Annotated in this window: 16 protein-coding genes and 1 tRNA gene; 9 read left to right on the forward strand and 8 right to left on the reverse strand. The window is 70.7% G+C overall.

Annotated features, from left to right (window positions below; all coding sequences use genetic code 11):
* Window positions 1-20: 20 nt before the first annotated feature.
* Entirely contained in the window at window positions 21-3,041 is a 3,021-nt protein-coding gene (locus tag AOP72_RS02450) for a UPF0182 family membrane protein (RefSeq protein ID WP_369345466.1), read from the forward strand.
* Window positions 3,042-3,112: 71 nt separating this feature from the next.
* Here AOP72_RS02450 and AOP72_RS02455 read toward each other — a convergent pair whose 3' ends face one another.
* Window positions 3,113-4,048: a glycoside hydrolase family 16 protein gene (locus AOP72_RS02455; protein ID WP_062131905.1), complete on the reverse strand. Its 936-nt coding sequence runs from the start codon at window positions 4,046-4,048 to the stop codon at window positions 3,113-3,115.
* A 99-nt stretch (window positions 4,049-4,147) separates the two neighbouring features.
* On the opposite strand from AOP72_RS02455, the gene AOP72_RS02460 reads away from it, so the two are divergent.
* Window positions 4,148-4,221, forward strand: a tRNA-Met gene (locus AOP72_RS02460).
* A 94-nt stretch (window positions 4,222-4,315) separates the two neighbouring features.
* Complete coding sequence (locus AOP72_RS02465; protein WP_062131908.1) at window positions 4,316-5,656, forward strand: APC family permease; 1,341 nt, start codon at window positions 4,316-4,318, stop codon at window positions 5,654-5,656.
* Between the two features lie 14 nt (window positions 5,657-5,670).
* Here AOP72_RS02465 and AOP72_RS02470 read toward each other — a convergent pair whose 3' ends face one another.
* Genes AOP72_RS02470 through AOP72_RS02480 form a run of 3 tightly spaced genes read right to left on the reverse strand, consistent with a single transcriptional unit; the run spans window position 5,671 to window position 6,934 of the window.
* Window positions 5,671-6,042, reverse strand: coding sequence for a fluoride efflux transporter FluC (locus AOP72_RS02470; protein WP_062131911.1), 372 nt, complete (start codon window positions 6,040-6,042; stop codon window positions 5,671-5,673).
* Window positions 6,039-6,443, reverse strand: a complete 405-nt coding sequence (locus tag AOP72_RS02475) for a fluoride efflux transporter FluC (RefSeq protein ID WP_193746336.1) — start codon at window positions 6,441-6,443, stop codon at window positions 6,039-6,041. The genes AOP72_RS02470 and AOP72_RS02475 overlap by 4 nt, the downstream gene beginning before the upstream one ends.
* Window positions 6,440-6,934: a DUF2505 domain-containing protein gene (locus tag AOP72_RS02480; RefSeq protein ID WP_062131917.1), complete on the reverse strand. Its 495-nt coding sequence runs from the start codon at window positions 6,932-6,934 to the stop codon at window positions 6,440-6,442. Before AOP72_RS02480 ends, AOP72_RS02475 begins: the two co-directional genes overlap by 4 nt.
* 59 nt (window positions 6,935-6,993) lie before the next feature.
* On the opposite strand from AOP72_RS02480, the gene AOP72_RS02485 reads away from it, so the two are divergent.
* Window positions 6,994-8,442 (forward strand): sensor histidine kinase, encoded by a 1,449-nt coding sequence (locus tag AOP72_RS02485; protein ID WP_062131920.1) that lies wholly within the window; start codon window positions 6,994-6,996, stop codon window positions 8,440-8,442.
* 56 nt (window positions 8,443-8,498) lie between these two features.
* On the opposite strand, the gene AOP72_RS02490 is transcribed toward AOP72_RS02485, so the two are convergent.
* Window positions 8,499-8,753 carry a WhiB family transcriptional regulator gene (locus tag AOP72_RS02490; protein WP_062131924.1) on the reverse strand — a complete coding sequence of 85 codons (255 nt, stop codon included), beginning with the start codon at window positions 8,751-8,753 and terminating at the stop codon, window positions 8,499-8,501.
* 165 nt (window positions 8,754-8,918) lie between these two features.
* Between AOP72_RS02490 and AOP72_RS02495 the strand changes: the two genes are divergently transcribed.
* Window positions 8,919-9,338: a hypothetical protein gene (locus AOP72_RS02495; protein ID WP_152650219.1), complete on the forward strand. Its 420-nt coding sequence runs from the start codon at window positions 8,919-8,921 to the stop codon at window positions 9,336-9,338.
* Here AOP72_RS02495 and AOP72_RS02500 read toward each other — a convergent pair.
* Window positions 9,326-12,238, reverse strand: a complete 2,913-nt coding sequence (locus AOP72_RS02500; RefSeq protein WP_062131930.1) for an FtsK/SpoIIIE domain-containing protein — start codon at window positions 12,236-12,238, stop codon at window positions 9,326-9,328. The two genes, AOP72_RS02495 and AOP72_RS02500, sit on opposite strands and share 13 nt — an antisense overlap.
* 97 nt (window positions 12,239-12,335) lie before the next feature.
* Entirely contained in the window at window positions 12,336-14,456 is a 2,121-nt protein-coding gene (locus tag AOP72_RS02505; protein WP_062131933.1) for a hypothetical protein, read from the reverse strand.
* Window positions 14,457-14,559: 103 nt separating this feature from the next.
* Here AOP72_RS02505 and AOP72_RS02510 point away from each other — a divergent pair, with 103 nt between their 5' ends.
* Both AOP72_RS02510 and AOP72_RS02515 read left to right on the forward strand, forming a co-directional pair.
* Entirely contained in the window at window positions 14,560-15,237 is a 678-nt protein-coding gene (locus AOP72_RS02510) for a response regulator transcription factor (protein ID WP_062131937.1), read from the forward strand.
* Between the two features lie 8 nt (window positions 15,238-15,245).
* The gene (locus tag AOP72_RS02515; RefSeq protein ID WP_062131940.1) at window positions 15,246-16,553 is read left to right on the forward strand and encodes an ATP-binding protein; all 1,308 of its coding nucleotides are present in this window, start codon (window positions 15,246-15,248) and stop codon (window positions 16,551-16,553) included.
* On the opposite strand, the gene AOP72_RS02520 is transcribed toward AOP72_RS02515, so the two are convergent.
* On the reverse strand, window positions 16,531-17,034 hold the full coding sequence (locus AOP72_RS02520; protein ID WP_193746337.1) for a GtrA family protein: 504 nt from the start codon (window positions 17,032-17,034) through the stop codon (window positions 16,531-16,533). The two genes, AOP72_RS02515 and AOP72_RS02520, sit on opposite strands and share 23 nt — an antisense overlap.
* Before the next feature lie 33 nt (window positions 17,035-17,067).
* On the opposite strand from AOP72_RS02520, the gene AOP72_RS02525 reads away from it, so the two are divergent.
* Window positions 17,068-18,213, forward strand: coding sequence for a 5-(carboxyamino)imidazole ribonucleotide synthase (locus AOP72_RS02525; RefSeq protein ID WP_062131946.1), 1,146 nt, complete (start codon window positions 17,068-17,070; stop codon window positions 18,211-18,213).
* Window positions 18,210-18,719 (forward strand): 5-(carboxyamino)imidazole ribonucleotide mutase, encoded by a 510-nt coding sequence (gene purE, locus AOP72_RS02530; RefSeq protein ID WP_062131949.1) that lies wholly within the window; start codon window positions 18,210-18,212, stop codon window positions 18,717-18,719. The genes AOP72_RS02525 and purE overlap by 4 nt, the downstream gene beginning before the upstream one ends.
* Window positions 18,720-18,770 lie beyond the last annotated feature (51 nt).

The following is an 18,770-nucleotide window of genomic DNA, read 5'->3' on the forward strand; positions in this document are numbered from 1 at the left end:
CCCCAAAGAAGGACACCTCTGTGACGTTCGACGACGACCGCCGTTCGACCCCACCGCGCCCGATGCAGGCTCCGCGGCGCCGCTCTCCGATGCTTGTGACAGGGATCGTGGTGGCCGTGCTCGTGGTCCTCACGATCATCGCTGCACAGGTGTGGACGGAGATCGCCTGGTATCGCCAGCTCGGCTTCACTGAGGTGCTCACCACTCAGTGGATCACGCGTGCGGTCCTCTTCGTCGGCTTCGGCCTCATCGCCGCCCTCGCGGTGTGGATCACGCTCTGGGTCGCCCGTCGGGTGCGGCCCGCAGTGACGGGCAAGCGCACCACGCTCGACCAGTATCGCGAGCAGATCCAGCCCCTCGAGAAGATCGCCATGGTGGCGCTGCCCGCCTTCGTCGGCATGATCGCGGGTCTCGCGATGTCCGCGCGGTGGGTCGACTTCCTCGCATGGCTGAACCACGAGGAGTTCGGGGTCGCCGATCCCGAGTTCGGCCTGGACGCGGCGTACTACGTCTTCACCCTTCCCGTGCTGCAGACGCTCGCCGGCTTCGTCCTCACCATCGCGATTCTGTGCACGATTCTCGCGGCGTTCGTGCACCTGCTCTACGGCGGCATCGGCGGCGGGCGGGGCTTCGTCGCTTCGGGCGGCGCGCGCATCCAGCTCGCGATCTCCGGCCTGATCATCATGCTCGGCATCGCCGCCAACTATTGGCTGGACCGGTTCGCCCTGCTCAACTCCGAGGAGGAGCGCTTCTACGGGGCCTCCTACACGGACATCAACGCGATCCTGCCGGGGCGCACCATCCTGGTCGGTATCGCCATTCTGGTGGGCCTGCTGTTCCTCGCCGTCATCTGGCGCGGCGACTGGCGGATTCCCGCAGTCGGCGTCTCGCTGATGGTGCTGTCCGCCCTCGTGATCGGTGGCATCTACCCCGCGGTGGTCCAGCGCTTCCAGGTGGAGCCGAACGCGCAGTCGCTCCAGGAGCCCTTCATCCAGCGCAACATCGACGCCACGCAGTACGCCTACGGTCTCGACAACATCGAGACGATGCAGTACGAGGCGGCCACCGAGGCGGAGGCGGACGCGCTGCGCGCGAACGCGGAGACCACCACCCAGATCCGCCTGCTCGACCCCACCATCGTGGGCCCGGCGTTCCAGCAGCTTCAGCAGAACAAGCAGTACTACAACTTCGGCGATGAGCTCGCGGTGGACCGGTACACGATCGACGGCGAGTCACGCGACACGGTCATCGCGGTGCGAGAGCTCGATCTCAATGGTCTGTCCGACGAGAACCGCAGCTGGGTGAACGACCACACCGTGTTCACGCACGGGTTCGGCGTCGTCGCCGCGTACGGCAACCGCACCACGATCGACGGTCAGCCCGCCTTCTACGAGGGCAACATCCCGTCGAACGGCGGACTGGGCCCCTACGAGCCCCGCATCTACTTCGGCCAGACGCTGCCCGACTACTCGATCGTGGGAGCACCAGCGGACACCAACCCCTGGGAGCTCGACTATCCGGACGACGACTCGCCCAACGGTCAGGTCAACACCACCTACGAAGGCGAGGGTGGCCCGAGCATCGGCACTCTCCTGGAGAAGGTGCTCTACGCGATCAAGTTCGGCGAGGAGCAGATCCTGTTCTCCGACCGCGTCACCAGCGAGTCGCAGATCCTGTACAACCGCGATCCGCTCGAGCGCGTCGCGAAGGTGGCGCCGTACCTCGAACTCGACCAGACCACCTATCCCGCCGTGGTCGACGAGGAGGTCGTCTGGGTCGTCGACGGCTACACGACCACGGGATCGTTCCCCTACTCCGCACCGGTGGAGGCGACCGGCGTGTTCGCCGGGTCGGAGAACTCCCAGTTCCCCACCTCGCTCAACTACGTGCGCAACTCGGTCAAGGCCACCGTCAACGCCTATGACGGCTCGGTGACGCTGTACGCATGGGACGAGGAGGACCCGATCCTCCAGACGTGGCAGAACATCTTCCCGAACGCGATCGAGCCGATGTCGGAGATCAGCAGCGATCTGATGAGCCACCTGCGCTACCCCGAGGACCTGTTCTCGATCCAGCGTCACCAGCTCCAGCGCTATCACGTCACCGATGCCTCGGCCTTCTACTCCGGGCAGGACATCTGGTCGACCCCCGCCGACCCGGTGCAGGCAGGCGAAGGTCTGCAGCCGCCGTACTACCTTTCGCTGCAGATGCCGGGGCAGGATGAGCCGTCCTTCTCGCTCACCAGCAACTTCATCCCTGGTGGAAACACGGACCGCAACATCCTGACCGGCTACCTCGCGGTGGACTCCGAGACGGGATCGACCGCAGGCGAGGTGGCGGAGGACTTCGGCACGCTGCGGCTCCTCGAGCTGCCACGTGACACCACCATTCCCGGTCCGGGTCAGGTGCAGAACAACTTCAACTCGAACTCGGATGCGCAGACCACGCTGAACCTGCTCCGCCAGGGCGAGACTGACGTGGTCAACGGCAACCTCCTGACTCTTCCCGTGGGCGGCGGCCTGCTCTACGTGCAGCCCGTGTACGTCCAGTCCAGCGAGGGCACCCGAGTGCCGCTGCTGCGCAAGGTCTTCGTGGCCTTCGGCGACGAGGTGGGCTTCGCCGACACGCTCCAGGAGGCGCTCGACCAGGTCTTCGGCGAGGGCGCGGCCGATGGGGCTGTCGAGGACCCGCGGCCCCCGGCGGAGGACGGCGAAGCCGTCGCACCTGGCGAGGCCGGCGATGAGCCGGTCGAGGGCGACGAGCCCGCCGAGGGTGACGAGGCCCCGATCGACCCCGGCACGCTGACGGAGCTCGAAGCGGCGCAGGCCGACCTGCGGGACGCGCTCGAGCGCGCTCAGCAGGCGATTGCCGACGGCCAGACCGCGCTGCAGGCCAGTGACTTCACGGCCTACGGCACCGCACAGGACGAGCTCGCTGCGGCGCTGGAGGACGCGGTCGTCGCGGACGAGCGCATCGCCGCCATCCAGAGCGAGGCGGCCGGCGAGCCGGACGCCTCGCCGTCGCCCGAGCCTTCGCCGTGATCTGACGGCGCGGCACCGCTTCGGCGGGGTCGCGCCCCGCGGGTGGGCCGCATGAAGCGGTCCACCCGCAGTCACAGCCTCGGGTGGTGTTCGCTCCCGTAGACGCGGATGTAGTCGACCAGCAGTTCCGCAGGGAACACTGAGGGGTCCGTGGGCGCGGACGCCCATGAGCCGCCCACCGCAAGGTTGACGAGGATGTGTTGAGGCTCGTCGAAGCTCCAGCGCTGGTCCTCGGCCAGGTCGTCAGGCGTGATCCGGTAGTAGACCTCGCCGTCGACGGAGAACTCGATGGACTCCGGCTCCCATGCGACGCGGTACACGTGCCACTCGTCCGTCCAGCCGTCCTCGGAGTCCAGGGTGCCGCCCTGCTGCCAGTGACCGTCGATGCGAGTGGCGCCATGAACCGTCCCGTGCACGAGGTCCGCCTCGTCGACAAGCTCGACGATGTCGATTTCGCCCGCCCCCGGCCATGTCTCGCCGTCCTCCTCGTAGCGGCCCAGCATCCAGAAGGCCGAGAGCGTGCCGAGGCCGGCCGTCGCCTTGACCCGGCCCTCGACGCTGCCATAGCGGAACGCATCGACCGTCTCGATGCGGCCCGACGTGTAGTCCGTCCCGGTGCCATACGGGTCTTCCCACGTCTCCGCCCTCGCGGTGATGCGCAGGGCTCCGTCGCCGGTGAGCGAGACGTTCTCAGGGCGAGCGGTCCAGGACGTCAACGACTGACTGGGGTGAGAGGCGTAGTCGTTGACCAGCCACGTCTGGGAGTCGAGCAGGCTGCCGGCGGGCCCGTCGAACTCCTGCGACCATACGAGGGTCTCGGGATCGGCGCGCTCCGTGCCTCGGAACGGCAGTGGGGCGGGGCGGGACGGGGAGGGTGCCGGCGATGAGCTTGCTCGCTCGATCAGCCGCGGGGTGGCACTGCCCTCGACAGCGTCATTCGGCGGCCCGGCGCACCCCGCAAGAATGATCGCGGGGACCGCCGCCAATCGAAGGGCGCTGCGAGGCATCACGCTCCGACTATAAGCGGGCCGGCCGGTTGACGGTAGGGCCGGCGAGACGGGGATTTGGTGGCTCGGCAAGCGTCCGGTAGAGTGAGTGATTGCCGACGCGGGGTGGAGCAGTTCGGTAGCTCGCCGGGCTCATAACCCGGAGGTCGCAGGTTCAAATCCTGTCCCCGCTACTACAGCGAACGAAAGCCCGGACCATCTGGTCCGGGCTTTCGTGCGTTCCCGGCGTGGGTGTGATGATGCCGCCCCTGCCCCTAGGCTGTCGCCGTGACGCAGACCCGCCGGCTAGGACTCCTGGGAGCCACCGGAATCGGCGTCGGCTCGATGCTGGGCGCCGGAGTCTTCTCTGGCATGTGGGTGGACGTTCACGGTGCTGGCCCCTGGTATCTCGCGGCGATCGCGATCGCGGCACTCGTCGCGACCGCGAACGCGCTGTCGACCGCACAGCTCGCCGCCCGCCATCCCGTGGCAGGCGGAGCCTACGCGTACGGGCGCGCCGAGCTCGGCGACTTCGCGGGTCGCCTCGCGGGCACCGCGTTCGTGGTCGGCAAGACGGCATCCGTGGGAGTGGGCGCGGCGGTGCTGGGGACATACGTGCTCCCGGGCCACCCCCAGTCGGTCGCGACGGCCGCGATCGTGGTGTGCTGGGCGCTCAACGCGCGAGGAATCACCCGCACCGCCGCCGGCGCGACCGCCATCGCGGTGGTGGTGAGCGCTGTGCTCGTGGTCCTGATCGTGCTCGGCGCCACCGCGGAGCAGTCGTTCGGATGGTTCTCCTCCGCGCCTCTCGTCGCGAACCCGGCCGATGCCGGGGCGGGCCTTCCCGCCGTGCTCACCGGCGCATCGGCCGCCTTCTTCGCGTTCGCAGGATATGCGCGCATCGCGACGCTGGGGGAGGAGGTCGTGAGCCCCGGGCGCACGATCCCGCGAGCGATCGGCCTGGCGCTCGCATGGGTCCTCGTGCTGTACGTCGGGCTCGCGGTGGTGCTGAGCGATCTCTTCGATGACCGTGTGGCGGCGAGTTCCTCTGGTGTCGGCGATGACGCAGGCGTGGTGACGGCTGCGGCCGCGGAGCCCACTGCGGTGGCGGACGCGCCGATCGCCGTGCTCGCCAGCGCCGTCGGGATGCCGGTGGGGCTCGTGACGATCACGGCCGCGTTGGCGGTGGGCGGAGCGATGCTTGCCGTGATGGCGGGTGCGGGTCGCACGGCGATGGCGATGGCGCGGGAACGCGACCTCCCCCTGGCTCTCGCCCACCAGGGCGTCCATGGTGCGCCGGTGCGAGCGGAGGCTGCGATCGCGGTCGGCGCGATCGCGCTGGTGTGGGCGCCAGGGATCGATCTGCTGCTCGTGTCGGTGGCGACCATCCTCACGTACTACGCCGTGGCGAACATCGCGGCGATGGCGCAGCGGAGGGCGCCCCGCACTGCCACGGTGAGGGTGCCGGTCGCAGTCTCGGGCGCCGGGCTGGTCGGTTCGCTCGTGCTCGGTGCAGTCGCGCTGGTGGGGTCCTCCGCGACCGTGTGGCCGGCGCTCGTCGTCGCACTCGTCGTCGTGGGGTGGCCGTGGGTGCTGCGCGCTCGCGGTCGCCGCAGCACGGGCGCCTAGCTGCCCCGCCCACGTCAGACCAGTGCCAGGCCCACGGTCCATCCGAGTGCCGCGGCCCCGAGGCCGGTGGCGAGCGTGGCACCCACGTACGCGGCCAGCGCACGCGTGCGCCCCTCGCGCCACAGGATCACCGCATCGACCGCGAGGGTGGAGAAGGTGCTGAGGCCCCCCGCGACGCCTCCGCCCAGCACGAGCAGCCAGCCCGCACCCACGCCGCCGTCCACGACGGTCGCGGCGACGCACCCCAGCAGCGCTGAGCCCGCGATGTTGGACACGATCGTGGGCCACGGGAACCTGCCGTGACGGTCGAGCCGACTGATGGCGTAGCGGAGCGTCGCGCCCGTCCCGCATCCGAGCACCGCGACGAGGAACAGCGTGGGCGTCATGACGCGGCCTCCTCGCGACGCTCGTGAGCGAGCGCGATTCTGACGCCGACGAGCCAACCAGCCGCCGCGACGGCCACGGAGGACACGAGGGTCGCGAGCAGCAGGGCCACCGCCAGCGGGGCTCCTGCCTCAGAGACCCACGGCAGCGCGGCGAGCGCCGAGAACGTCGTGAACGCTCCGAGCGCGCCGGTGCCCACGAGCGGCACCCACCAGCGTGCGCCCTGCACCAGCACCCAGGCCGCAAGAATGCCGAGGCCGAAGGCGCCGATGAGGTTGATCGCGACGATGTCGAGCGGGAGCCCAGCGCCGGTCGACGGCACCCATTCGTCGATGCCGAGCCGGAGGGCACCTCCGAGACAGCCGCCCACGAAGACCGCGAGAGGCGCGCGCGCCGACGTCACCGCCGCGCGAGCCACTCGTCCGCGACCGTGAGCTCCTCGCGCAGCGCCTTCACGACGGCGCTGGCCACCGCCTTCTCGATCATGGGCCCGACGAGCGGGATCCTGACGGACACCGTGCCATCGGCCGTGAAGCGCGTGTCGTCGCCGTCGGGGTCGAGTCGCAGCGACCCCGCAGCATGGCCGGGAGTGCCCACGATCTCCACCGCGAACGTGCCCGTGCGGGTGTCGCCGGTGGCGGGGTCCCACACCTCGGTGTAGCGCACATTCAGCTGCGATCCGACGAACGAGCGGAACTCGGCCGGGATCGTGGAAGCGGGGACCGACTGGCGAACCGACACCGAGAATCCGGTCGCGGGGGTGCCGTCCACGATCGCGTCGGCGTGCGCGGCGCCAGCGGCGTCGCTGCGGGCGCTCGCGAATGCGGGATCGGCCAGGAGAGCGGAGATGTCGTCCGGGGTGGCGGCGAAAACGTGGGTGTGTGAGATGTCCATGATGTTCCTTACGAGGTGGGATCAGCGTATCGCGCCTCCCATTGCCTAGGGTGGTCCCTGTGGCAGCACTTCGAGAGACAGCAGAACGATTCGGCCCATTGACGGATGCGGAGGCGGACAGGCTCGCGTTGCTCGCGGGGGACTGGCAGATCATCGCCGATCTGTCCTTCGCCGACCTCGTGATGTGGCGTCAGGTGCCCGAGGGCTTCGTCGCGATCGCGCAGTGCCGGCCGTCCACGGGCCCGACCGTCCATCAGGACGACGTGGTCGGCACCAAGGCAGCTGCGGGGCGCGTCGCTCACCTCCAGCGCGCACTCGACGAGGGCGGCATCATCGCGTCTCGCGAGCCCCGTTGGGACGAGACATACGCGGTGCGTGAGGACGCGTTGCCGGTGGTGATGAACGGGAAGGCCATCGCGGTCCTCACCCGTGAGGTGTCTCAGGCGGTGTCGCGCTCCTCGAGCCGTCTCGAGTTGAATTACAAGGGTGCTGCGGACGACCTTCTGCACATGATCACGCGGGGGGAGTTCCCGGTGCAGACGTCCGTGACGGGCCCCCGACGCGGCGCGCCGCGAGTGGGGGACGGCGTCCTGAGGCTCGATGCCGCCGGGCACGTGACCTATGCGAGCCCCAATGCGCTGTCGTGCTTCCACCGCCTGGGCGTGACGGGCTCGCTCATGAACCGCTCGCTCCCGCGCGTGACGAGCGAGGTCGTGCTCGACAAGGGACACATCGACGAGACCCTGGCGATGGTGGTGATGGGCCGTGCGGCGTGGCGCACGGATCTCGAGGCGAACGGAGCCTGCCTGTCGCTACGGGCCATCCCCGTGACGGAGCAGGGGGAGCGCACCGGTGCGGTGCTGCTGTGCCGCGACGTCAGCGAACTGCGCCGACGCGAGCGTGAACTCATCACCAAGGACGCGACTATCCGCGAGATCCACCACCGCGTCAAGAACAACCTGCAGACGGTCGCGGCGCTGCTGCGCCTGCAGTCACGCCGTGTCGAGGCGCCGGAGGCGAAGGAGGCGCTCGCCGAAGCAATGCGACGCGTGTCGACCATCGCGCTCGTCCACGAGACGCTGTCGGGCACGCTGGACGAGCTCGTGAACTTCGACGACCTGGCGCAGCGGTCGATGCGCATGGCTGCCGACGTCGCCTCGCCGGGCGTGCAGGTGAAGATCGTCCGCGATGGGGACTTCGGCCTGGTGCCGGCGCAGTTCGCATCGTCGCTCGCACTCGTCATCACGGAACTCGTCACCAACGCCGTCGAGCACGGGTTCGAGGGACGGGAGTTCGGCACGATCACGGTGGCGGCGGCGCGCGAGAACGATCGCCTTCACGTCTCGATCAAGGATGACGGCGTGGGTCTTGCGGGCGAGCCGTCGGGGCTCGGGTCACAGATCGTCCGCACGCTGATCGAGAACGAGCTGTCGGGCTCGATCACGTGGACGCGGCTCGACGGCGGTTCCGTCGTCGAGCTCGACGCCCTGGTGGGCGACGAGCGCTGACGGCGAAAGGGCCGAGCCGCAGGGCCGCGAACGGCCCGACAGCGAGTGCTCTGCGGCTACTTGGCGGCGCGGCGCGCGCGAGCGGCGCGGCGCTTGAGGGAGCGGCGCTCGTCCTCGGACAGGCCACCCCAGACGCCGGAGTCCTGGTTGTGCTCCATCGCCCACTGCAGGCACATGTCGCGCACCTCGCAGGTGTTGCAGACGGCCTTGGCCTTCTCGATCTGCACGAGTGCCGGCCCGGTGTTGCCGACGGGGAAGAACAGCTCGGGGTCGTCAACATCTAGACAGGCTGCATTGTTACGCCAATCCATGGTTCCTCCTGGGTTTGGAGGCGCAGCAAAGCCCTCAAGTGTGGTGGGGGGATGCCGCTGCCATCGCGGAATTCACTGGTCCAAGGCTCTCATTGTTAACAACAGATGACAAGGGGGTATCGGTGTGTCGTGTTCCACAGTTCTTCACCCGTTACCGTGTCGTCCATGAGCACAACGATCGGGAGGGCGCTGCCGTTGCGCCGCAGTGCTGCGGCGCTGGTGGGCTCGGAAGGTGTCGCCCTGGTCGCCGTCGCCGTCTGGATCGGAGCGAGTGCCGTGACGGGAGAGGATGCGACCGCGATGGCCGCGGCGATCGCCCTGATGGCGCTGGGAGCGGGCATCGCGTTGGTGTGGGCGAGCCGCTCGTTGTGGCGCGGTGCGGTGTGGCCGCGCGGGCTCGCCATCACGTGGCAGATGCTCCAGGCTGCGGCCGGCGTGACGGTGCTCGGGTGGTCCGCAGGCGCGGGCGTGGCGGTCATCGTGGTGGCGATCGTGGCGGCTGCCGCCCTGCTCGCCGATGCGAGGCGCGACATCCAGGCGATGAGCGCCGATGCGCCGGGTGACCCGGGGTCTCACGCCGCCTGACCCGGCCTCCCTCCACCGAGCGGCACCTGTACCGCGACCGCAGCGCCATCACGGACGAGCACGATGCGGCCGGGCACCTGATGGGGATCGGTGACTCCCCGCCAGGCTTGCGGGGCGCACTGTCGTACGGCGCGCGGGGTCGGCTCGACGAGCACCACAGTGGTCGCGCCGGGAGGGATCAGAGCGGGCATCTCGACTGTCGTGATCGAGGCACTCCCCAGGCGCGCGAGCACCGCATCGCGCGTGCGGCCGGGGGGACCGACCATCGTGACGGGTCCGGTGGGCGCCTCCACCGGGATCGCGTCGTCGCCGCCGATGCCGAGCGACGCGCCCGCGTGCGCCCCGTCCACCTCGAGCGGGAGCGAACGGACAAGGGTGGTGGATGCGTGGTCGTCACTCGAGGCGAGCTGTGCGACGTCCCAGGCGCCTCGGTGCCGGACGTGTGCGCGGCCGGGTGCCGGTGTCCCGGCGTGCTCGACGAGCGTCCGCGGCACGCCCCACTGGGACGCAATGCTCGGCTCCACGCCGGTCAGGATCGCCAGAGCCGACGCCCCGGCCGCGAGGCGGGTCGGCATCGCTGGGCTGCCTGCCATGACGGTGGGGAGACGGAGCGCAGATCTCTGGGCCACGTCGTCGAGCGCTGCGCCGTCATCCACCGTGGCGAGCCGGGCCATGGCCGCGTCGACGTCGTCGATCACGAGCAGCACGTCCGCGCGCGTGGACGCGATGGCGAGGGTCCGCGAGGCGAGTCGCGGATCTGTGGGCAAGGCCACAGGCGTGAGCCCCCTCTCGCGAGCCTGTCGGGCGACCGCGGTGAGCGCGCTGGTGCGGCCTGATCCGGGCGGCCCGATCACGACCGCCGCTCCCTCGTGCGGGACCCACGGGGCGATGACCTGAGTGCGCGAGCCGGGTCGGTCGAGGAGCGCGAAGGCGATGCCGGCTGCTGCGCGCGGAGGTGGCCGCCATCGGCGTGGGAGCGGCGGGAGCCACAGGGGATCGGCGCGGAGGCTTCCCTGCCATCGCTCCGCGGCCACGACGGCGAGCGGCGCCCCGGGACCGCTCGACACTCCCGCTCGCCGGACGCGAGGAGACGGTTCCGCACTCGGTGCAGCGATCTGCACCTCGCGGTGCTCCGTGCCGCGAGCGATGATCGCGCGCCCCGGGACGGATGCGGGGATGGCAGCGGCCGCCGCCGTGCCCAGCAGGTCCCGCGACTCCGATGTCGACGCGACGCGCAATGCGACGGTGGTGGAGACATTCGCCCTCACCTCGGGCGTCACCGCGCCTGCGGGACGCTGTGTCGCCAGCACGAGGTGCAGCCCCAACGACCGCCCCTGTGCCGCGATCCGAGCGAGATCGGGCAGGAACGATGCGTGGCTTGCGACGATCTCCTGGTATTCGTCGATCACCACCAGCAGGCGGGGCGGCGCGCCACCGGCCCGTTCCCAGTCGCTCAGTGACGCGAGACGTCTGTCCTTCAACGCGGCCTTGCGCGCGTGGAGCTCGTGTGCCAGACCAGCGAGTGCGCGGCGGGCGAGACCGCCGTCGAGGTCGGTCAACGTCGCCGCGACGTGCGGCAGCGCCATGCAGCCGCGCAGGCCTGCTCCTCCTTTGAAGTCGATGAGCGCCATCGTGACGTCGCGGGGAGAGTGGGCGAATGCCAGCGCCGTGACCAGCGTCTCCAGCGCGACAGATTTCCCCGATCCCGTGGTTCCGGCGACCAGCAGGTGCGGTCCATCGGCATCGAGGTCGAGCACGTACGGCCCGTCGTCGCTCACGCCGAATGCGGCACGGAGGCGTCGGGGGGCGCCGTCCGCGGGGTGGTCGTCGATCGCATCGGCCATGTCTGCCCAGCGCAGTTCGTGCGGGAGCGGATCATCCTCGCGGCCGGACGCCCGTCGTCGGGCCGCGAGCTCGGCAGTGCTCGCCGCGACTGCGAGTGGCAGCAGGGTGCGCGGCCCGCGGCCGTCGTCCTCGACCCGCGAGTCGCGGTCCACCTCGACACGCATCGCCGCCCACGATGGCCACGCGGCGCCAGGCTGGACGGCGATCATGCGCTCGTGGTCGCTCGGCGGATCGAGCCAGCGCATCCACGGCTCGTCCCACGAGTCTCCCGAGGGCCTCGTCCCGCTCTCGATCGCCCGCGCGCGCATGTAGCCGCGTACCGCATCGGCGTCGCCCCGCACCGCGACGACGCCCGACGGCGCTGGCGCCGGGTCCTCAGGAGTGATGCGGCGGCGAGCCGCCACCTGGCTCAGCCACGGTGCTGCGGCGGGCACGATGCCGACGAGCCCGAGCTGCCACCGGCCCGTCGCCGTGGCCAGCGCGATGCCGGAGGCGAGGCCGCCGGCCAGCGCGCCCCACCGCCGCGGCCCGTCGCCGGTGCGCGCCTGTGGGGCCGGACGGCCGGCATCCGCGGGCGCTGTCGCGCCGGGGTCGACCAGCACGATGCGCGAACGCCCGACGGTGACGTGGTCGCCGGGGCGCAGCCGCCCTCGCCGCGGGGCGACGGTGCCATTGGACGACCGCAGATCGTGCACCCGGATCCGGCGAGGCCCGGTGACCACCGCGTGCTCGGCGCTGACGGCGGGGTCGTCGAGGCGGAGGTCCGCGCTCTCGCCCCGGCCGATGACCACCGGGCGGTCGAGGGCGATGGCGTGGCCAGCGTCGGGGCCCTCCACGACGCGCAGGTGTGGACCGACGAGCGCCATGCACGGCGGGGCCGGTGACGCGGTGATGCGGGCACCGTGCACGAGGGGAGGGACCCCCGCCGGATGGTCGGCGTCGAGCTCGAGAGGGCCGCACCAGACGCGATCGAGGCCGATGAAGGCGCGCACCTCCGCAGCCGTCGCGCCGGGGTTCACGTCGAGATCGACGTCGCCGGGAGCCGTGATGCGCATCGGGTCAGGGTTCCCCGATGGGCGTGTCCCCCGCACTGTTCCGAGACGCGACTGTGGACAACGTTGCGAACCGCCCTGGCTGGGGGCGGCGGAGCGGTCAGGGAGCGGTGAGGGTGTCGCCGACGTGAACTGGGCGCACCTCGCCTGACTCCTCGACCACGCCCGCGTACCAGCTGTACGAGCGCTCGACTAAGGTGCGAGGGATGCGTTGCAGCGTGTAGCCCGAGTGCGTCACCCGAGAATCGACCACGACGAGGGGGTCGGAGGACCACGGCACGTCGTCGACCTCGCGCGTGAGCACCAGGGGGGCGTCGTCCCACGCCTCAGACATCGAGGCGAGGTCGTCGGCGGAGGGCGCGGACAGCATGAGGACGACGGGCACGTCACACATCACGCGCAGGGAGCCGTAGTGCGAGCTCGTGCCGACGAGGACGATGGGTCGCCCGGGGGCGATCGCGCACAGCTGGTCGAGCTGGGTGCGCGCGCCGATCATCTCCCGCGAGGTGACGTTCACCGCGCCCGACAGCGGGTACTCCTCATCGGGGGCGATCGACAGCCACGTGGACAGCGGCAGAGCGATCATGAGCGCGGCCGCCGCACGGCGCAGCGTCGCTTGAGCGGCCGGCGTCCGAGCGAGTCCGGTGAGCGCCCACGCTGCGGCGGCCGCTGCGAGCACGAACCCTGGCAGGGTGGCGGGCTCGAAGCGGCGAATCGCCCACAACTGGTCCGGCACGATGGCGGGGCGCCACAGGTACACCAGCGTGGGGGCCATGACTGCTCCCATGAACACCGTCCAGCCACCCTGCCGCCGCACCATCCGATACGTGGCGATTCCCAGGCCGAGGATGCCCAGCACCACCAGCGGCCACGTCAGGTAGTACGACAGCCAGGTCACCGTGGACTCCGCGTACGTGCGGGTGGGCTCGATGGGGAGTCCCTGCGACGCCTGGAAGCCCTCGATCACCCCATTGGTGAACTGATCGCGTTCCGCTTCGGTGCCGCGATGCACCGTGGTCCAGAGCGGTCGCGAGGCGAGCACCGCCATGCCGGTCACCACGACGGCTCCGGCCGCGATGGCGCCACGGCGGCCCAGGGCGTCTGCCCAGGCGGGAAGCCAGCGGTCGACGTGGAGACGCCGAGACCACAGCAGCACCCACACGCCCATGAGCCCGGCGACGGCGCCGTAGACGAACAGCAGGGCATACGCCTCGTCGGCGAGTCGCTCGAGGTACTCGGTGCTCCAGCGAGCCAATGCGGCGTAGCCGAGCATCAGCACGGCCGCCTGCACGGCGAGGAACACCAGTGCGGCCCTGCGTCGCCACGCCCGGTCCGCGTCGGTGAGCGCCAACGCGACCGTGACGCCGACGAGGGCCCCGATGGCAGAGGCGGCGCCGTCGATCCGGATGAACGTGGTGGCTCCAGAGGCGATCGCGCCCGCCGCCAGCAACGGGACAGAGCGCTCCTCCACGCCCCGCCAGGCCCACAGGACTCCCGCAATCACCAGCAGCAGCGTGAGCGGCTCCGAGTACGCCGCCCGCGACAGGCCGATGTGCGACACCGTCAGTGCCAGCGCGCCGGCGGGGGCGAGAGCCGCCGCCGGACCGAGGAAGCGGCGTGCGACGGTGTACACCGCGAGGATGCCGAGAGCGCCGATGACGACGTTGGCGGCCAGCACGCCCGTGTCACCTGCGACCCAGCCGCCGATCGCGATGGTGGCCGGGAGCATCTTCGCTCCCTGCGGCTGGATGACGTCGCCGGCAAGGTTCCATGCCTCGGAGGCATCCGGGAGCGCCGATGGATGGGAGGCCGCAGCCTCGACGGCACCGGCGGCCGGGATGTCCGTGTGGGGGTGATCCGCGAGCCACAGTCCGGAGAGTGTGAGGAAGCCCGGGTCACGGACCACGATCACGTACTCGGCGGCGAGGGCGATGTTCACCACGGTCCAGACCAGGGTGCCGCCGACCGCGATCGCGCCCGCCCGCGCATCGGCCGCCGTGACGGCTGCTCGGGGCCCGAGCCGCCGCCATGCGAGGACCGTGAACGCGCCTGCGGCGGGCAGCACCGTCCACCAGTGGTGGACGCCCAGAGAGACCGAGGCTCCGGCGGCGAGCGCGAGTGCGACACCGATCAGCACGAGCCGTTCGGGCGCGGCGGCGAACGCGCGGAGCACAGGGGAGGGGACGGGCGCAGTGGCGGCGTCGTGAGCGGTGGCGGTCACGAGGCACCAGGCTAGTCGCGGGACGGTGACGGCGTACCCGGGCCGTCTGGCGACGCGCGTTGACCCGCGTTGCAAACGTCGCGCTCGCGGGTAGTGTTGCCCCATGACGCGAATTGTCTTGGTCGAAGATGACCCGACCATTTCAGAACCCTTGACCCGTGCTTTGAGCAGAGAAGGCTACGACGTCGCTTGGCACGGGAACGGCATGGGGGGCGTAGGCGCCGCCGATGAGGCGGACCTGGTCATCCTCGACCTCGGCCTTCCCGACATCGACGGCGTGGACGTCGCCCGCAGGATCCGCGACAAGGGCCTGCAGGTGCCCATCCTCATGCTCACCGCGCGTGCGGACGAGGTGGACCTGGTGGTCGGGCTCGACGCGGGTGCCGACGACTACGTCACCAAGCCGTTCCGGCTCGCTGAGCTGCTGGCCCGCGTCCGTGCGCTGCTGCGCCGGCGCCTGACGGCGGACGATGCCCAGGATCTCTCCGTGCGCGGCGTGCGTGTGGATGTCGCGGGACACCGCGCATTCCTCGACGATCGCGAGCTGCAGCTGAGCGGCAAGGAGTTCGACCTGCTCCACCTCCTGGTCGCCAACGCGGGCTCGGTGGTGTCGCGTGACACGTTGATGCGCGAGGTGTGGGAGGCCGACCCCGGCGCCCCGTCCAAGACGCTCGACATGCACGTCTCGTGGCTGCGACGCAAGCTCGGCGACGACGCGTCCGACCCGTCGTACATCACGACCGTGCGGGGCATGGGCTTCCGGTTCGAGAACGACGAGTAGGCGTCCCCGTGCGGCGCCGCGTGCTGCAGGCCACCATCTCGGCACTGGCCGTCGCAGTGATTCTGCTGGGGATCCCGCTGGGGTTCTTCTCCGCACAGCTCGTGCGCGACGATGCGCTGCGCGACCTGGAGCTGCGGACCGTGACCGCCGCCCGCGCGCTGGACGTGCGCCAGCAGGCGGGCGAGACCATCACGGAGGACAACCTGTCCTCCTATGTGTCGAGCGCGCCCGGCGCCGGTTCGTACATCTATGTCCAGCTCCCCGACGGCACCGAGCTGACGGCGGGTGAGGAGCCCCAGTCCGCATTCGCTGACTCGTACGTCACGGAGTCCGGCATCGTCGTCGTGATGTCCGTCGCGTGGTGGGATGTGTTCTGGCAGGCGGCACGATACGTGGGACTGGTCCTCGTGCTCGGTGTGATCGCCGTGGTGGCGGGCGTCTCGATCTCGATCTGGCTCGCCAACCGATTGGTGGCACCACTGCTGTATCTCGCCGCGAGCGCGGAGCAGCTCGGCTCGGGGCAGGTGCGCCCGCGACTGGCACGCACCGGGGTCGAAGAGATCGACCAGGTCGCCGAAGAGCTGTCGCGCAGCGCCGACCGCATGGCCGCGCGGCTCGCCGCCGAGCGTCAGTTCGCGTCCGACGCCTCGCACCAGCTGCGCACGCCGCTCACGGCGCTCACCATGCGCCTCGAAGAGATCGCCGCGACCACGTCGCAGGACGAGGTCAGGGAAGAGGCGGAGAAGTCGCTCGAACAGGTCGAGCGGTTGGTGGGCGTGGTCGATGACCTGTTGGGTCGATCGCGCCGTGCTCTCGGCTCGGGAACCGAGTTGGTGGTGCTGCAGGACGTGCTCGAGCAGCAGCGCGAGGAGTGGACGCAGCCGTTCCGCTCGGCCGGGCGGCGGCTCGACATCCAGGACTCGGCGGCGACCGTCTTCGCCACGCCTGGGGGCCTGGCGCAGGTCATCGCGACGCTCATCGAGAACTCCCTGCACCACGGCGCGGGCACCACGACCGTCGCGGTCCGTGAGTCAGGAGCGAGCCGTGCGATCGTGATCGAAGTGCGCGACGAGGGCGACGGCGTGCCCGAGGACCTCGCCCCGCGCATCTTCGAGCGAGAAGTGACTGGAGGCCGCGGCACCGGCCTCGGGCTCGCGCTCGCGCGCGACCTGGTGACGGCCGACGGCGGTCGCCTCGAACTGGCTCAGCGGGTGCCCGCGGCGTTCGCCGTGTTCCTGCAGGGCGTCCCGCAGATGGTCGACCTCGAGACGGTGGTCCCGCACGGTCTCACCGTCAAGGCGCGTCGGCACCGGTAGCGGGAGCGGCTCCGGGCGCGGGCGCCTCCTGCGCCTCCGCATGGAACACGAAGAGGGCATAGCCGGTGTACCGCGCGACGGTCGCGATGCCGATCCCCACGAGCGACGCGATGTTGTTCGCGAGCAGGGACGTGAATCCCAGACCATGGTGGCTGATCGCGACCACTCCCGCCTCCAGCACCAGCGCCACGGCGTTGACTGCGGCGAACAGCACCATCTCGCGTCTCGGTCCGTGCCGGCGCCCACCCCGGAAGGTCCATCCTCGATGGGCCCACCATGCGAAGGCGATCGAGAGCAGGGTGGCGATGACCTTGGCGGTCACCACGCGATCGTCCTCGCCCGCCACCTCGGCATCCGAGGCGAGCGGTCCCAGGCGCAGCAGATTGAACGCGACGAGGTTCACAGCGACGCCCGTGACGCCCACGGCGGCGAAGCGGGACAGCTGTCCCGCACGCCTGCGAATCCATGTGGTCACCCTCACGAGCAGGAGCCTAGTCGCCGGTAGGTTGGGCCCATGAACTCACCCATCGTCGCCGTCGTCGGCGGAGGTCAGCTCGCGCGCATGATGGCGCCAGCGGCGACCGCGCTCGGCATCACCCTCAGAGTCCTCGTCGAGTCCGACGAGGCCTCCGCCGCCGACGCCGCCCATGAGACCGTGGTCGGACTGCCGACGGACCCGGAGGCGGTGCGGCGCCTGCTGGCGGCCCCCCATCCCGACGTCGTGACGTGGGAGCACGAACACATTCCGTCCGAGGTGTTCGCGGCGTGTGCCGAGGCGGGCGTCCCCGCCAGACCGGGCGCCGAGGCGCTGCGCTTCGCGCAGGACAAGATCGAGATGCGGGCGCGGATGGACGAACTGGGGCTGCCGAACCCGCCGTGGCGCAGGGTCGAGACCGACGACGAGGTGGAGCAGTTCCTGGCGGCGCACGGTGGCGAGGCCGTGCTGAAGACCGCCAGGGGAGGGTACGACGGCAAGGGCGTGCGGGTGATCCGGGCGGCGTCAGAGGCGCACGAGTGGATCGCTGCGGCGGCCAACGGCGGGCCGCGCCTGCTGATCGAGGCGAAGGTGGCCTTTCGCCGGGAGCTCGCAGTGCAGATCGCGCGACGTCCCGGTGGTGGCAGCGCCGTGTGGCCCGTCGTCGAGTCGATCCAGCGGGAGGGGGTGTGCTCCGAGGTCACGGCTCCTGCTCCCGACCTTTCCGCCGACCTCGCCGAGCGCGCTCGGGAGATCGCGATCACGGTGGCGGAGGCGCTCGACGTCACGGGCGTGCTGGCCGTGGAACTGTTCGAGGTCGACGGCGGCCTTGTCATCAACGAGCTCGCGATGCGGCCGCACAACTCCGGGCATTGGACCATCGATGGGGCAGTCACGAGCCAGTTCGAGCAGCACCTCAGGGCGGTGCTGGACCTGCCTCTCGGCGACACCGTCGCCATGGCGCCGTGGACCGTGATGGCCAACGTGCTGGGTGGGGCCAGGAGCGACCTCGGCGGTGCGCTCGGCGACGTCAGCGACCCAGGCGCGAAGGTGCATCTGTACGGCAAGGGGGTGCGGCCGGGCCGCAAGGTCGGGCACGTCACGACCACGGGTCCCGACCGTGCTGAGGCCTACCGCAGGGCCGTGGACGCGGCCGCTATCGTGAGGGACGGAGGTGCGGCATGAGTGATGCTCCCGTGGTGGGAATCGTGATGGGGTCCGACTCGGACTGGCCGGTGATGCAGGCCGCGGGAGCGGCGTTGCGCGAGTTCGACATCGCGTACGAGAAGGATGTCGTCTCCGCGCACCGGATGCCGGACGAGATGATCGCGTACGGTCGCGAGGCGGAGGCGCGAGGGCTCAAGGTCATCGTCGCCGGCGCGGGCGGCGCGGCGCACCTGCCGGGCATGCTCGCGTCGGTGACCAACCTTCCCGTCGTCGGGGTGCCGGTGCCGCTCGCGCACCTGGACGGCATGGACTCTCTGCTGAGCATCGTGCAGATGCCCGCCGGGGTTCCCGTGGCGACCGTGTCGATCGGAGGCGCCCGCAACGCTGGGCTGCTGGCCGCGCGCATCCTCGGCGCGGGCGACGGCGACGAGGCCGCGCGGATCCGAGCCCGCATGTCCGAGTTCAGGGATGACTTGCGCCAGGCCGCCTACGCGAAGGGTGCATCGCTCCGGTCCTCCGAGTGATGGCTGCGCCGAGTGAGCGCGACGCTGAGCGACGCGCCACCTCCGGGCGCT

The sequence above is a fragment of the Demequina aestuarii genome (genome assembly GCF_000975095.1).
Taxonomy (GTDB): Bacteria; Actinomycetota; Actinomycetes; order Actinomycetales; family Demequinaceae; genus Demequina; species Demequina aestuarii.

Bases quoted from the DNA above. Each gene is read 5' to 3' on its own strand.
- AOP72_RS02455 (WP_062131905.1), bottom strand. From the start codon at position 4,048: ATGCCTCGCAGCGCCCTTCGATTGGCGGCGGTCCCCGCGATCATTCTT.
- AOP72_RS02470 (WP_062131911.1), bottom strand. From the start codon at position 6,042: ATGACGCCCACGCTGTTCCTCGTCGCGGTGCTCGGATGCGGGACGGGC.
- AOP72_RS02480 (WP_062131917.1), bottom strand. From the start codon at position 6,934: ATGGACATCTCACACACCCACGTTTTCGCCGCCACCCCGGACGACATC.
- AOP72_RS02490 (WP_062131924.1), bottom strand. From the start codon at position 8,753: ATGGATTGGCGTAACAATGCAGCCTGTCTAGATGTTGACGACCCCGAG.
- AOP72_RS02495 (WP_152650219.1), top strand. From the start codon at position 8,919: ATGAGCACAACGATCGGGAGGGCGCTGCCGTTGCGCCGCAGTGCTGCG.
- AOP72_RS02500 (WP_062131930.1), bottom strand. From the start codon at position 12,238: ATGCGCATCACGGCTCCCGGCGACGTCGATCTCGACGTGAACCCCGGC.
- AOP72_RS02510 (WP_062131937.1), top strand. From the start codon at position 14,560: ATGACGCGAATTGTCTTGGTCGAAGATGACCCGACCATTTCAGAACCC.
- AOP72_RS02525 (WP_062131946.1), top strand. From the start codon at position 17,068: ATGAACTCACCCATCGTCGCCGTCGTCGGCGGAGGTCAGCTCGCGCGC.
- purE (WP_062131949.1), top strand. From the start codon at position 18,210: ATGAGTGATGCTCCCGTGGTGGGAATCGTGATGGGGTCCGACTCGGAC.